At 40.6% G+C, this 13,228-nt stretch carries 12 protein-coding genes and 1 pseudogene; 8 read left to right on the plus strand and 5 right to left on the minus strand.

The window, feature by feature from the left end:
- Positions 1 to 103: 103 nt before the first annotated feature.
- Positions 104 to 255, plus strand: a pseudogene (locus AC1F2U_RS24830) (iron chelate uptake ABC transporter family permease subunit); the annotation flags it as partial.
- Between the two features lie 337 nt (positions 256 to 592).
- Complete coding sequence (locus tag AC1F2U_RS24835; RefSeq protein WP_480263507.1) at positions 593 to 1,414, plus strand: ABC transporter ATP-binding protein; 822 nt, start codon at positions 593 to 595, stop codon at positions 1,412 to 1,414.
- 256 nt (positions 1,415 to 1,670) lie between these two features.
- Here AC1F2U_RS24835 and AC1F2U_RS24840 read toward each other — a convergent pair whose 3' ends face one another.
- Complete coding sequence (locus AC1F2U_RS24840) at positions 1,671 to 3,731, minus strand: vWA domain-containing protein (RefSeq protein WP_480263508.1); 2,061 nt, start codon at positions 3,729 to 3,731, stop codon at positions 1,671 to 1,673.
- A gap of 464 nt (positions 3,732 to 4,195) precedes the next feature.
- On the opposite strand from AC1F2U_RS24840, the gene AC1F2U_RS24845 reads away from it, so the two are divergent.
- Positions 4,196 to 5,044 (plus strand): alpha/beta hydrolase, encoded by an 849-nt coding sequence (locus tag AC1F2U_RS24845; protein ID WP_480263509.1) that lies wholly within the window; start codon positions 4,196 to 4,198, stop codon positions 5,042 to 5,044.
- A gap of 315 nt (positions 5,045 to 5,359) precedes the next feature.
- Positions 5,360 to 5,494, plus strand: coding sequence for a hypothetical protein (locus AC1F2U_RS24850; RefSeq protein ID WP_480263510.1), 135 nt, complete (start codon positions 5,360 to 5,362; stop codon positions 5,492 to 5,494).
- Between the two features lie 188 nt (positions 5,495 to 5,682).
- On the opposite strand, the gene AC1F2U_RS24855 is transcribed toward AC1F2U_RS24850, so the two are convergent.
- Positions 5,683 to 7,080: an ATP-binding protein gene (locus tag AC1F2U_RS24855; RefSeq protein ID WP_480263511.1), complete on the minus strand. Its 1,398-nt coding sequence runs from the start codon at positions 7,078 to 7,080 to the stop codon at positions 5,683 to 5,685.
- A 215-nt stretch (positions 7,081 to 7,295) separates the two neighbouring features.
- A complete protein-coding gene (locus tag AC1F2U_RS24860; protein ID WP_480263512.1) occupies positions 7,296 to 8,312 on the minus strand; it encodes a FecCD family ABC transporter permease in 1,017 nt (338 codons plus the stop codon).
- A gap of 107 nt (positions 8,313 to 8,419) precedes the next feature.
- Between AC1F2U_RS24860 and AC1F2U_RS24865 the strand changes: the two genes are divergently transcribed.
- On the plus strand, positions 8,420 to 8,662 hold the full coding sequence (locus tag AC1F2U_RS24865) for a hypothetical protein (protein ID WP_480263513.1): 243 nt from the start codon (positions 8,420 to 8,422) through the stop codon (positions 8,660 to 8,662).
- A 73-nt stretch (positions 8,663 to 8,735) separates the two neighbouring features.
- Here the strand turns inward: AC1F2U_RS24865 and AC1F2U_RS24870 are convergent, their stop codons facing one another.
- Entirely contained in the window at positions 8,736 to 9,359 is a 624-nt protein-coding gene (locus tag AC1F2U_RS24870) for a 4Fe-4S single cluster domain-containing protein (protein ID WP_480263514.1), read from the minus strand.
- 92 nt (positions 9,360 to 9,451) lie between these two features.
- On the opposite strand from AC1F2U_RS24870, the gene AC1F2U_RS24875 reads away from it, so the two are divergent.
- From AC1F2U_RS24875 to AC1F2U_RS24885, 3 genes are all read left to right on the plus strand, one after another.
- Positions 9,452 to 9,742, plus strand: a complete 291-nt coding sequence (locus tag AC1F2U_RS24875; protein ID WP_480263515.1) for a hypothetical protein — start codon at positions 9,452 to 9,454, stop codon at positions 9,740 to 9,742.
- Positions 9,721 to 9,948, plus strand: a complete 228-nt coding sequence (locus AC1F2U_RS24880) for a hypothetical protein (RefSeq protein WP_480263516.1) — start codon at positions 9,721 to 9,723, stop codon at positions 9,946 to 9,948. The genes AC1F2U_RS24875 and AC1F2U_RS24880 overlap by 22 nt, the downstream gene beginning before the upstream one ends.
- A gap of 207 nt (positions 9,949 to 10,155) precedes the next feature.
- On the plus strand, positions 10,156 to 11,343 hold the full coding sequence (locus tag AC1F2U_RS24885) for a glycosyltransferase family protein (RefSeq protein ID WP_480263517.1): 1,188 nt from the start codon (positions 10,156 to 10,158) through the stop codon (positions 11,341 to 11,343).
- Between the two features lie 208 nt (positions 11,344 to 11,551).
- Here AC1F2U_RS24885 and AC1F2U_RS24890 read toward each other — a convergent pair whose 3' ends face one another.
- Positions 11,552 to 12,793, minus strand: coding sequence for a peptidase (locus tag AC1F2U_RS24890; protein WP_480263518.1), 1,242 nt, complete (start codon positions 12,791 to 12,793; stop codon positions 11,552 to 11,554).
- Positions 12,794 to 13,228 lie beyond the last annotated feature (435 nt).

Here is a 13,228-nt window from a genome sequence, read left to right on the forward strand (position 1 = left end):
AAAAATTCTTCAGACTGAGATTAGCGATCGCGATTCGAGTTAGTCAAATGGCGAATTCTGACTATGTTGCAGCTGCAACGGAAATGCTAAATACAAACGCACGCGATCGCTTTTGGCAATATTGGTGGGTGCAGCAATGTCTACACTGGTGCAATTATGCAGGATGTGACTCGTAACCCATTGGCCGATCCTGGTATTTTGGGGGTGAATGCAGGTGCAGCTTTTGCTGTAGCAATTAGTATTGTTCTATTTGGCATAGTGTGATATATCATGTCTAGCTAATTAGTTATGATTCTCATAGTACTTGCACCCTACGCACCAGTTGCTCATGCCATGACCGCGCTGGCTACCTTTAATCCCCTATAGCAATCCTAAATCATTTGTGAAATTCTCTGTTTCTTTTCTTGGCGATCTTGGCGACTTGGCGGTTCGATAGTTTTCATAACTCAAATAGGATTGCTATATCTACCTGCGGGAAGGGGAAGCAAAGCGCTGAGTTCGTGGGGTGGGGTTCTTTGGGTTTAATTAAGTAATCAAGCAGATATAATATTACATACTTACAAAAGTATCAAAGATTCTCTTAAGTTTAATTATGTCAATGTCATTATTGAGCGATAATTTACATTACCAATTGTCAGCGAAGAATTTGACTTTGGGTTATGACAATATAACTATTATTAAAGATTTAGATTTAGATATACCACCAGGAAAAATAACTGCTTTAGTTGGTGCAAATGGTTCTGGAAAATCCACTTTATTACGGGGTTTAGCAAGATTACTAAAACCTCGCGTTGGCACAATTTATTTAGATACAACAGATGTATTTAAGCTATCAACAAAAGATGTTGCTAAAAAATTAGGAATTCTTACCCAAGGCCCCGTCGCACCAGAAGGATTAACCGTTCGAAATTTGGTAGCTTGTGGAAGGTTTCCTTATCAAAATTGGTTACAGCAGCGGACAAAAGAAGATAAAGAAGTAGTAGAACTAGCGTTAGAAATTACTGGGATTAAATATTTAGCAGAACGCCAGTTAGATACTCTTTCCGGTGGACAGCGACAACGTGCTTGGATTGCAATGGCATTAGCTCAAGATACAGATATTTTATTGTTAGATGAACCAACTACTTTTTTAGATTTGGCGCACCAAATAGAAGTTTTAGATTTATTGTATGATTTGAACCAAAATCAGCAACGAACGATTGTCATGGTGTTACATGATTTGAATCACGCCTGTCGTTATGCTGATTATTTAGTAGCGGTGAAAGAAGGTCAAATTTTTGCTGTTGGCGAACCTAATTTGGTGATTACTGAGAAGATGGTAAGGGAGGTGTTTGGATTGGAATGTCGGATTATCCCAGACCCGGTTTCCGGTACACCGATGTGTATACCAGTGGGAAGAAAGGGGAGAACATAGAAACAAATAAAAGCATTTCTTCCTTCTGGTCTTGCAGAGTAGGGAATAATTTTTCTGACTAGCAGCGATCGCAAAACATCTCGCAGATATGCAATGCCCTCTTCTGAAATTAAATTGCTATATTTATTGCAGATATCTAATACAGTGGAGAGCGATCGCTCTTTTGTAGATTGTGAATCTCTCCAAGAGATTACAGCGGTTTTCAAGTAATTCAACTACACCACTCCCTACTTGCCGTCTCATTTATAGTCTAAAATCATTTTCTTGTAATCAACCCTCTAGATTGCTCCACTAGACGAATAAACTCACCCCGATAGCCCTCCTGGTCTTCCCCCTTCCCTTGGGTTGCCAATTTCATCACCAAATCATAACTAGCATCTCCCTTATACTCAGAGTCACGCAGCACCATCCCAAAGGTAGCTACCGCAGCAGCAAATCTCAGGTTTGTGGAGGGTATCTGGTCAGTTCTCAAATCATCATCTTGGATGGTTTGGGTAATTAGTTGACTGGTGCTGTCCTGGGGCGACTTATAGCGCAGTTTCACCTGCATCAACTCATTACCAGCAGCATCCGAGACAGTTTCACCAGAACGCTGATACCGCAAAGGGTCTATCTCTGGGAGTTTCACATCGCTTTTTGTACCAGTGGGAATTATTTCATAAAGCGCTGTCACAGAATGACCAGCCCCAATATCGCCTGCATCTTTCTTGTCATCATTGAAATCCTGGTTTTGCAGCAGACGGTTTTCGTAACCAATCAAGCGATATGCCTGAACTTTCGTCGGATTAAATTCCACCTGAATTTTCACATCCTTGGCAATAGTAAATAGAGTTCCCCTGAGATCGTTAACTAAAACCTTTTTGGCTTCCAATAGGGTATCAATGTAAGCGTAGTTGCCGTTACCCTTATCAGCCAGTTGCTCCATTTTTCCATCCTTATAATTGCCGGTGCCAAATCCCAACACCGTCAGGAAAATTCCCTGCTCTCGCTTTTGTTCAATTAATCGCGTCAAGTCGCCATCACTGGAAACCCCGACGTTAAAATCTCCATCGGTAGCTAAAATGACTCTGTTATTACCAGACTTAAGGAAGCTTTGTTTGGCTATCTTGTAAGCTAGTTCTATGCCCTGACCGCCAGCAGTGGAGCCTCCAGCCTTTAAGCGGTCAATCGCCGCCAGAATTATTGATTTTTGACTACCAGCAGTAGCCGGTAACACCAATCCAGCATTCCCCGCATAGACTACTAAACTTACCCGGTCTTCAGGACGCAGTTGATTCACCAACAATTTGAGCGACTGTTGCACTAAGGGTAATTTATCCGGGTCATCCATAGAACCGGAAACATCAATCAGAAATACTAAGTTGCTGGGTGGTAAGGTTTTGCTTTCTAGGCGTTTACCTTGCAAACCTACCTGTACCAACTTGTGTTGAGGATTCCAGGGAGCAGCAGCAACTTCAGTGGTGACGGAAAAAGGGCGTTCGCCTTTTGGTTGGGGATAATTATAGGTAAAATAATTGATTAATTCCTCAATTCGCACTGCATCCTTGGGTGGTAATTCTCCTTGAGTAATAAACCGTCGCACGTTGCTGTAAGATGCTGTATCTACATCAATGGAAAAGGTGGAAAGGGGATCGTTACCAACGCGATGAAAGGGATTATCTTCAATCCGGTTGTAGTTTTCTGTATTGAATCCGCTACTTATTTGTGGTTCCGGGGCAACCCTTCCAATACTGCCACGAGTTTGGAGTTTAGGCATATTCGCACGGTTAACAACTCGATTCTGCACAGATGAGCCAGACGGAATACTAAGAGGTAGAGCTGTGGGTAAGGGTTGAGTCTTTTGGTTAGACTCAGTTTGAGTCCGTTCTCTGGTAGGCTGATTCGGAGTGCGAGCTTCCAATTCCTCTATCGGACTTTTTAGGGTTGCTAACTCCGGTGCAAATTCTGACTGCAAGCGTTGCAGAATTTTCATATCTGCTGGGGTAACTATCTTGGGATCGGTCGCTATTAGCTCATTGCTACGATTCACACAGGCATTCAATACTGTGGCAAACTCAGTTCGGGTTACAGGAAGAGTGCCAAAATTTTGGACGGGAACGACACAACTATACTGTTTTACCAATGTCTGGAGTGCTTGGTAGTCAGGGTGATTGGGTAGAATGGAAGTTTGTGGAGTAGAACTGGCAGGAGTCTGATTGGCTGGAATCGCAACCGTAGCAGACTGGCGTAAAACGGCAATTCCTATTGAGGGTATCAATAAAAACAATATTACAATACTGACTTGCTGCCACATTTTGGATGGAATCGGGTAAGACATGGCTAAATCCTCACACTAAATTTTTTCTGTCACATTTGACTATTTACCCAGAATAGTCCTGAACAGCTTGGGATTTGATGAGCGTTTCAGTTTTGGTAACTGTAATTTATACAACACTAACCATTCCCATCTAGCATTAGAGGATGTTTGAAAAGTCCTCTTGTCGGTATCAAAAATTTTAGATCCCCCTAAATCCCCCTTAAAAAGGGGGACTTTGATTCCGGTTCCCCCCTTTTTAAGGGGGGTTAGGGGGGATCTAAAAGTGCCTAAAAAGTCACAGCGAAACACTTTTCAAACAACCTCTTAGGGAATATAGCAGTGTTTGTTGGTATAATCGCTTAACTCCAGATACTCATTTGTGACAAAGTTGGCGTGAAGTTTGATGAAGTTGTATTAGTTGTAGTTAGGAAACATCAGAAATCGGGAAACCTGGAAATAAAGTTTTACCCGATAAATAAAAACTAATGGATAAACAGCAAGTTATAAAACTGCTAATTGGTGATTTGACTTGGCAACGGCTGCTTAAATCTTTAATCTTTATCTATATATTTTTTGCTGTATTTGTATATTTTCGGGCAGATAGCATGATTTTTTTGTCTCAACCTTCTAGCTATCAGGACGACCCACAAATTCTGAAGTTAAGGAGTGGAAAAGATACTAATATCTCAGCAATATATTTATTCAACAATCAAGCTAAATATACTATTCTTTATTCTCATGGTAATTCTGAAGATTTAGGAGATATCAAACCGATCCTAGAAAAATTACACGCATGGGGTTTTAGTGTCTTTGCCTTTGATTATCGCGGTTATGGTACGAGTCAAGGAAAGCCGACAGAAAGTCATGCATACGAAGATATGAATAGCGCTTACAATTATTTGACCCAAAATTTAAAAATTCCACCTGAAAAAATTATAGTTTTGGGGCGTTCGGTTGGCGGTGGTTCTGCGGTCAATTTAGCAATGCAAAAACCAGTAGCTGGTTTAATTATTGAAAGCTCATTTATTTCCGCTTTTCAAGTAATAGTACCTTTTCGGATTTTACCTTTTGATAAGTTTCCCAATCTGAACAAGATCAAAAAAGTCAAATGTCCGATATTGGTGATTCATGGGAAAGCAGATAGCATAATTCCTTTTACTCATGGAGAAAAGTTGTTTAATGCTGCAACATCCCCAAAACTTTATTTATGGGTTGAAGAGGCAAATCATAACGATTTATTCTCGATAGCTGAAGAAAAGTATCGTCGAACTTTGCAGGAGTTCACTAACCTTGTCAAGGCAAATCAGCAATTATCCCGTCCCAGTAATTCATAATTGCCCTTTATGAAGTCGTGATTGAAACCTAAATAAATTCGGGTGAAGTCAGGATGTGTAACAAAAGTAACATATCCTAGCATCGGAGATTTCTGACAGAAATCTGTAAAATCAAAGATTCTACAAAGGCGATCGCATGACTAATGGCGTAATAATGCAGTATTACCATTGGTACATCTCCAATGATCGTAGATATAGTATTCAACGTAGAATGGAGCAAAATTTTCAACAGGTTTACGGAATTGCGATGACATCGTTTGAAGTAATAATCATCAAACAGCCAAATAATTAAAGCTATTAAGGAGATAAATTAACATGAGCGATAATAAACCACAACCCACAAGCGATAATAAACCACAACCCCCTACAACAATAGGAATACCACCAAAAACTGAATTCACTAACTCCGAACAACGACCCAAAACACCAAAACTATCAAATATTAATTGACTAGGAGTAATCCCAATACTACTCGGTTAAGAAAATTTGTCGGTTGCTTGAATGGAGGAAAATCCAACAAAAGCCTGAAAATGTTGGGTATAAGAAACTAGAAGTCTAATATAAATATTCACATTGCTGCTAGATTTTGGGAACCATTGGTTCCCATTTTTTCATCTCTAATCCCATCGCTTATTGATTCATTTATTTGATAAAGGTAGGCAAATAGTGAAACAAGTTCTGCCTGACTGCGACTCAAATGAAAGCGTACCGTGATGGCGATTTTCTACAATCCGGCGAACGGTTTCTAAACCAAGTCCTGAACCATGCCCCACTGATTTGGTGGTGAAGAAAGGTTCAAAAATACGGGTTTTAATTTCAGGTGGAATTCCACTGCCAGAATCGATGATGTCAATATGGGCAAAGCGATCGCAATGGTGTGTTGTAATTTCTAGCAGTCCTTTACCATCCATTGCATCAATGGCGTTGTCAATTAAGTTTGTCCACACCTGATTCAGTTCGCTGCCATAGGCAAGGATTTTTGGAAGACTTCGATCGTAATTGCGTTGCACTTGGACACCGCACTTGAGTTTATGAGCAAACAATCGCAAGGTATCTTCCAAGCCTTGATGTATATCTACTTCTTGCTGAGTGCCTTGATCGAGGTAAGAATAAGACTTCATCGATTGCACAAGTTCGGAAATCCTCTCAGATCCTCGCAAACCATGTTTAATCATCGACATAACTTCAAAGGAAAGCGCTAGCCAGTGCAATCCCATTTCTCGCAATTCTGTGTCGTCGTTGCGCCAACGTTCCATGAGTTGCTTTAGGGTTTCAACCTCAACACCGCCTTCTGCTAAAGGTTCTGCCAATTTCCAGGCTTGGTTTACACCATAGTCTTCTAACCATTCCAGCAATATCTCTTCGCGATCGCTTAGTGTCACCGGATCTAGGCGATTATTCAAAATCGCATCATAGCCTAGATCGCGTACTCTCAACCAGTGTTGAGTATGGGCTTCCTCAACATTACGTTGCCCATAAACTAAGTTCATTCGTTGTAACTCTAAGATGGCGGCTGGCATTTCTTTTAAAGTCCGAACCAAGGCTGCGGCTGGGTTGTTGAGTTCATGAGCTAGACCGGCGGCAAGTGTCCCTAAAGCTGCCATCTTTTCTCGCCCACGAATGAAAGACTCTAGCCCCCGGACACGACGTTGCATAATTCGGAAGACCATCCGCTCAAAATCACGACATTCATGCAGCAGTTTGCGGAAGTCTTCTCCTTTCATCTCATAGATGTGGCAATTTGAAAATGCCCGCATTGTCACAGGTGCAGGTTCATCTGTGAGTACTGGAATTTCACCAAAAAAGGATGGGGCTTCGTGTTGCCCGATGGGAATGTCCACTCCTTCACTGCGGCGGGTGATGTTGATTTTACCTTTGACTAAGATAAATAAGCGACATACAGGGTCTCCCTCATGGGATAACACTTCTCCGGGGGAAAGTTCAACTGTTTGAGCGCGATCGCAAACCCACTGCAATCGTTCTTTGGGAAGTTGTTGAAATGGGTCTAAGTTGATTAATTCCTCAACACATAACATCGATTAACCTCCTTGAGGGGGCAGGGGGGCAGGGGGGCAGGGGAGCAGGGGAGCAGGGGAGCAGGAGGGATAAGAAGGAAGTAGGGTTATATAGGTGTGTTTCCCTGTGGAGAATTTTGGCTTAAATAGTTGAATAAGACTTGAGTCTCAGTTTATCAGAATGCGCAAAAAACCCGATCCGTATATAGGGTGGGGATGGATAGCAGTTCGATCGCTTAAAATTTATTAAACCCAGCAGAACGACGATAAAGTAACCAGATAAACACGGGTGAACCCAGCAAGGCAGTGACGGAACCTACTGGTAGTTCAACTGCTCCTAGTCTAGAGAGTAAATCTGCAAAAGTGAGTAACCATGCACCTGCAAGGGCAGAAAGTGGTAAAACAAAGCGATTATCTGTACCAACAATCAGGCGGACACCGTGAGGGACAACAAGACCGACAAATCCAACCAAGCCGCTGATGCTGACTGCACCTGCGGCTAATAGAGTGGCGACACCACCAATTAACAGACGCGATCGCGTCAATGAAAGCCCTAAACTCACAGCTAAATCATCTCCTAAAGCCAGTATGTTTAGCGATCGCGCTAGCAAGCATCCCCCAATCAATGCAAGGATGATATAAGGGCCAGTTGTAGCAATTTCTTGCCAACCCCGTCCATTAAGACTACCTACCAGAAAACTGAGCGCAACTTGAATTTGCCCATCTTCAGCTAAAAGCAGCAATGTACTTTGTACAGCACCAAATAAAGAACTCACCGCCACTCCGCCTAAAATCAACCGCTCAACAGAAATTCCCGACCCCGAACGACCGAGTAAAATAACGATCGCGGCAGTTAAAATTGCTCCTATCCATGCTGCTAAAGGAATTGCGATCGGGAATATGTGGCACACAATCATCAGAATTACAAGTAGTCCCGCACCCGCTGAAATGCCCAAAATAAATGGATCGGCGAGACTATTACGTAACATTCCTTGCAGCAACGCTCCTGACATTCCCAAAGCTGCGCCAACAATAATCGCAGCAGTAATGCGCGGGAGACGTAAATCCCAGAGAATTGTCTGTTTAACTGGATCGCCTTTGTGGAGAATGGCTTGCCAAAATTCCGACATATTTAAAGGTACTGCTCCTTGAGAAAGCGACAGCGCTAGCGTTACCACCAGTGCTATACCAAAAAGTAAAACAGCCCAAAATACGCGGTGTTCAGTAAAAATTTTCTGAAATGGTCTAGTCAAATTTATGATATGTATTTTTTTTAAATATAATCTGTCCCAAACAAAGCTGCATTTTAAAGATAGCTTCTCAATGAGGAAGAGAAATCTAAAAATTTGACCCTCAGAAGGTGGAAGTTGACCTTCAGAAGGTGGAAGTTGACCTTCAGAAGGTGGAAGTTGACCCTCAGAAGCTCAATGTTGACCCTCAGAAGGTGAACGTTGACCCTCAGAAGCTCAATGTTGACCCTCAGAAGCTCAATGTTGACCCTCAGAAGCTCAATGTTGACCCTCAGAAGCTCAATGTTGACCCTCAGAAGCTCAATGTTGACCCTCAGAAGCTCAATGTTGACCTTCAAAAGCTCAATTTTTAAGTTTTAACTCCCTCTTCTTCCCCTGCTCCCCTGCTCCCCTGCTCCCCTGCTCTGCTCCCCCGCTCCCCTGCCCCTACGTTAGTTCTAGTCCACCTTGATAGCCAGTGACAATGCGTCCACCATCCTTGAGGATGTGGATTTCTATCTGGTCGCTAGCCCAAGTAATTTTGTCTTGGAAAGCCGGGTTCAACACCCGAACCCGTTGATTGCTGGAAGAAACTGGAGAATTGGGAGAATTAATTGCCAGAGATTGTACAAAAGGCCCGTCAATCAAAATATCGAGTTGTTCTAACAATGCTTGGGAACCTGGCGGCGCAGATTGGGACTGTAGCTGCTTAAGAGTGAACCCAGAAAAAGACATTACATTTAAACCAGCAGCTTTTACCTTCCGGGCTAAAGATGCCAGTGCAGCTGCTTGCCAAAAGGGTTCTCCACCAGAGAATGTTACACCCGTGTTGCGGGGATTGCTGAGAATATTTTCGGCAAGAGCATCAACAGCAATTAATTGGTTAGCCTCAAAAGACCAGGAGTTAGTATTAAAGCAGCCAGGACACTCACGCAGACAACCTTGTACCCAGACAACTGCACGACAACCAGGGCCATTAACTTCTGACTGATCGACGTAACCCATAATATTGAGATAGCCTGGGGGAATTTCTATGAGTGCTAGCGATGGGTCAGTTGGCTTAATTTCCATCTCTTTAACTCCTTTTAGCCGTTAACTGTTAAATATAGCGAATCTCCAGTTAGATAACCGTGACAATAGTTATATAACTGGAGATTTAATTGATGATTAATCTCTCAAAAACTTTGGGGGTTTGTAAAAGTCCGCTCTTACCGCCAATGGTTGCCCGTAAGGTGCAGTTTTGTCGCTACATCCGCAAACAACTAGGGCGTAAAAGTCCAAATCTCATCCGTAGTGAGTTGCGATTAAATCCAGAAGAACAACTCATTTTAGTTACGCCGGGTGGTGGGGAATATGGTTACAGGTTAATTGACACATATTTATCGAGTTTGGTATTGTTACCTGCGTCCCATAAATTACGAAGTTTAATTATATGTGGCTCAGAATGCCTCTAGAACACCAACCTGCACTGAAACTGAAAGCTGCTGTATATCCCCAAGTGCAGATAGACGAATTTACCGATGATTTAATGAGTTACATCGCCGCCGCAGATTCCGTAGTCGCAATGGAGCAATTCATCCAAAGATCTGACTCCAGATATATTACTGCGATCGCTGTTACAAAAACTCCAAACTCCGCAGATTTCCCAACCGAAAATTAATCTCAATGGTTTGCCCAAAATAAGCCAAGACATCTCTACCTTACTAGCAAAAAAAGAGCGTGATTCCATTTTGCTATAACCCAACTGTACAATTACCGGAATTAGCGATGATTGCCAAAATTGTTTAAGTAAAAAGTAAGAAAAATATTTATTTTATCTTTCGTTTGCCTTATTCCAACCATCAAAACTGACAGAGGTAAAATTTTTATGAAACGTATTATGTTTTACTGCCAACATATTTTAGGTATGGGGCATTTGGTTCGCAGCCGCGAAATTGTGCGAGGTTTAACCAAAGACTTCCAAGTTTGCTTTATTAATGGTGGTGAAATAATTCAAGGATTTGAAATTCCTGCTGGTGTGGAAGTTATCAATCTGCCTGCAATTAAAACTGACCCAGAATTTGCTGAACTACAAGTAGTAGATGATGCCTTTAGCCTTAGCGAAGTCCAAGAAATTAGAAAAAATCGACTTCTGGAAATCTTTAAGCAATTCCAGCCTGATATTTTGATTGTTGAGTTATTTCCTTTTGGGAGAAGACGTTTTTCTTTTGAATTAATTCCATTATTAGAATTAGCAAAATCAAATAAAGGCTCAACTAAAATAGTTTCTAGCTTGCGAGATATTGTAGTTGTTAAACCGGAAAAACAAGTAAAAAACGAAGAAAAAGTATGTAACTTAATCAAGAAATATTTTGATATACTGTTGGTTCACAGCGACCCAGAATTAGTCCCACTAGAAGCAAGCTTTTCTAGAGTCAATGACCTCAAGTGCCAAGTATATTACACCGGATATGTCGTACAAGACCCACCAAAAAATCCTATTTTAACTGATGAAGATCGGGAAATCATTAAATCAGACAAACCCCTGATTTTAGCCAGTGTAGGAGGTGGTAGATTTGGTCATGAGTTGCTTGAATGTGTAGTTAATACAGCCCCTTTTTTAGATAAATTATTGCCACATCAGATTCAGGTTTTTACTGGGCCATTCATCCCAAATTCAAAATTTAAACAACTGCAAGAAATGGCAAAATTTAGTAAAAACATCTATATTCGACGCTATACTCCTTACTTGTTAAATTACATGAAAAAAGCAGACCTTTCAATAAATATGTCTGGCTATAATACCACAATGAATATTTTAACTACAGGTGTACGAGCGATGATTCTCCCCTTTACAGGTAATCAGGATCGAGAACAAACAATTAGAGCCAAAAAATTAAGCGATTTAGGAATTGTCAAATTTATCAATCATAATTATTTGCAACCTGATTACCTGGCTATTAATATTATTAATTATCTCAAAGAGCAGCCTAATAAAATTAACTTTAATTCTGGGGGAGTTGAAAAAACTGCAAATATCTTAAAAGCTTTAGCAGTCAAGCAAAAAATTGCCTAGTTTGACAAAGATAGTAAGGTATATTCATTTTTTATCCAAAATATAAAAAATAATAGTATCTCACCTTTGGGCAAAATCCCCTGTGACTGGAAAAAATAGCGATCGCTACTTTGTGAAATGGTATCGAGACTATTACGGTAAATAAAAAAACATTCCGGGCTATATCCTACTCATAGCAATAGTCTCGATACCAGAATTGGTAATTACTTCAGAAAATAGTCAATCTATATTTACCGCGTTCCTGTGGATTTTTGGAAGTAATAACTATATAGTATGTATCATCTTCAGGCAACCTAGCTCGGTCAATTAAAGCACTATAGACACCACTTTTATCTTTGTCTTTATCGATTGCGATCGTCTGTCCTTTAGAATTTAGCAAAGCTACATAAGGAGAAAACTCTTCATCAACACTATCAACACGAATACTTATCAGCTGATTTTTTCTACCTTGAAAATTAGAAACATTGTAAGCGCCTCCATTTTGTTTCAAGGTTGAGCTTTTGGCAGTTAGTTGATCTGATTCATCTAAAGTATAGCTAGCTCTATCATTCCTAAGAGCCAAACTATAGCGGCCTGTATCTCCAGGATATTGACTAGTAACAGCAATCTTATAAATGCCATTCTTAGGCAGTCGCGCAAAAATGAATGCATCATCGCCACCACTGCTTTTATCCAAAGCGCCTTTTTTGACGATGATATTGTTATCAGGATCGTGCAGAAACAACAAGGGTTTTAAACTCAAGTTATTGGATCTGCGTGTATCATTACTGCCAATCAGTCTAATTTGAACTAATTGATTTTCTCTGCCCTCAAACTCATAGAAATGAAAATATCTACCTTCAGATTGAAAGTCACCTTTACTCAGAATACCTAATGCAACATCTACAAAGTTAATCTCTTTGTAAGTTGGTGTTGCAGGTGAAGAAATCGCTGAATTATCGAAATTTTGGTTCCTATTTGTAGCGACATTATAACTTGGCTTGCGAACTCTCCCAGAGCCACCATTAGAACGATTGGCGTTTGAGTTAGCAATTCTAGCTCTAGACGATCTAGATGCAGAGCTACCACCATTAGAACGATTAGAATTTGAATTAGAAGTCCTACGTCTAGATGCTCTAGGAGTAGAGCTATTATCTGAAACCCTGGAAGTTCGCTGAGAATTTTCTCTATGAGAAGATACACGAGGAGCCTTTTGTATTGGTGACTCAATAGATATCTTCCGTCTTGGAGATATTGATGCCTGAGAAGCAGGAATTTGCTCAATTCCTTTTTTTACTGCTTCTGGTTGTCTCTCGTCTGGGGATTTAGCAATTATGAAATCTTGATAACTGTGAGATTTCACCAAAGCACTTATAGGCAGCACATTACTTGTGATTAACAAACTACTACTCACGCAACCAATTAAAACATGACTTAATTTGCGACGATAGTTTTTGTTGTCTAATAGCATAATTACGCTCCTAAGTTTACCGATCATTTTGTCTATTCTTGAAAGACAAAATTAATACTAGTTGCTGTTTTAACCGCAGCAGTTATTTAAATTGAAAAGGAAATTTAGCGTATATACCTTAGCGGCTTGCTAAAGGCATCGCCTGTAATCAAATGAATTCGTATATCCTACATACCCAAATGTTTGTCACAATCCAATCGGAAAAATTGTATTTTCAATTTAGACTACTAGAGGAAATCCCAATTTCGTAGGTATATACTGAGCTACAAACTTAAATTGCTGCTTTTCGGAATTTTGCCCAGATATTTTTGTAAACCTGACTAAATTGCTCATACAGATGTAATATACAAGCAGAACTGACGCCCATCAATTCATCAAAAGGCATCGTTCAAACACAATTTTTTGCAATTTATCTAAATTGTTCAAAACCTGATG

The organism is Nostoc sp. LEGE 12454 (assembly GCF_056620565.1).

Excerpts from the sequence above, each read along its gene's own strand:
- AC1F2U_RS24835 (WP_480263507.1), top strand. The coding sequence starts at position 593 with ATGTCAATGTCATTATTGAGCGATAATTTACATTACCAATTGTCAGCG.
- AC1F2U_RS24840 (WP_480263508.1), bottom strand. The coding sequence starts at position 3,731 with ATGTCTTACCCGATTCCATCCAAAATGTGGCAGCAAGTCAGTATTGTA.
- AC1F2U_RS24845 (WP_480263509.1), top strand. The coding sequence starts at position 4,196 with ATGGATAAACAGCAAGTTATAAAACTGCTAATTGGTGATTTGACTTGG.
- AC1F2U_RS24850 (WP_480263510.1), top strand. The coding sequence starts at position 5,360 with ATGAGCGATAATAAACCACAACCCACAAGCGATAATAAACCACAACCC.
- AC1F2U_RS24855 (WP_480263511.1), bottom strand. The coding sequence starts at position 7,080 with ATGTTATGTGTTGAGGAATTAATCAACTTAGACCCATTTCAACAACTT.
- AC1F2U_RS24870 (WP_480263514.1), bottom strand. The coding sequence starts at position 9,359 with ATGGAAATTAAGCCAACTGACCCATCGCTAGCACTCATAGAAATTCCC.
- AC1F2U_RS24875 (WP_480263515.1), top strand. The coding sequence starts at position 9,452 with ATGATTAATCTCTCAAAAACTTTGGGGGTTTGTAAAAGTCCGCTCTTA.
- AC1F2U_RS24880 (WP_480263516.1), top strand. The coding sequence starts at position 9,721 with ATGTGGCTCAGAATGCCTCTAGAACACCAACCTGCACTGAAACTGAAA.
- AC1F2U_RS24885 (WP_480263517.1), top strand. The coding sequence starts at position 10,156 with ATGAAACGTATTATGTTTTACTGCCAACATATTTTAGGTATGGGGCAT.
- AC1F2U_RS24890 (WP_480263518.1), bottom strand. The coding sequence starts at position 12,793 with ATGCTATTAGACAACAAAAACTATCGTCGCAAATTAAGTCATGTTTTA.